The sequence below is a fragment of the Nitratidesulfovibrio oxamicus genome (genome assembly GCF_015731765.1).
In the GTDB taxonomy this organism is placed as follows: Bacteria; Desulfobacterota; Desulfovibrionia; order Desulfovibrionales; family Desulfovibrionaceae; genus Cupidesulfovibrio; species Cupidesulfovibrio oxamicus.
Map to the genome: position 1 here is coordinate 1 of NZ_VRYY01000763.1, position 589 is coordinate 589.

The following is a 589-nucleotide window of genomic DNA, read 5'->3' on the forward strand; positions in this document are numbered from 1 at the left end:
GGCCCTGGCCGAACCGGGCAAGGACGGCGACCCGTCGCCCCTGCCCGCTGGCGATCGCGATGCCCCGGAGCGTTGCGCGCTGCTGTTGCGCGCGCTGTTCCGCCACTGGGGCGCGCCCGCCGGATTGTCGCACTGGGGCGTGAGCGAAGGCGATGTGGAGCGTCTGGTGCAACTGGCCAGGGAATATCCCCGTCCGCTGCAACTGGCGCCGGAACGGGTGGAGCGGGTGTTTCGCGCGTCCTTGTAGGATGGTCGGTGCGCCGGGTGTGCCCGGCATTCGGGGGCACGATGACCGCAAGGGTGCGGATGCGGGCGGCAATGGCGCGGGGGGATGCGCGCCGCCGATCACCGGCGGGACCGGTGGGTGGAGGTCTGCATGAGCACGGAACGGACGGAGGGGGGGACGCCCACCGCAACGGTGGATGATGCGTCCGACGAGCGGAACGGTCTTGCCGGAACGGCCTGGATGGGCGGAACGGGCGCTACGGCGGCAGCGCCTGCTGCCGAACGCCGCCGCGAAGATCGCCGGCAGGATGACCGGCGGCGCGAGGACCGGCAATTGCGGGCCGCCCTGCCGCTGGCGGCGGAG

2 pseudogenes are annotated in these 589 nt (G+C 73.2%); both read left to right on the top strand.

From position 1 onward, the window contains the following. Positions 1–247: pseudogene (locus FVW20_RS18270) on the top strand (iron-containing alcohol dehydrogenase); the annotation flags it as partial. A 129-nt stretch (positions 248–376) separates the two neighbouring features. Further along, a pseudogene (locus FVW20_RS18275) lies at positions 377–589 on the top strand (hypothetical protein); the annotation flags it as partial.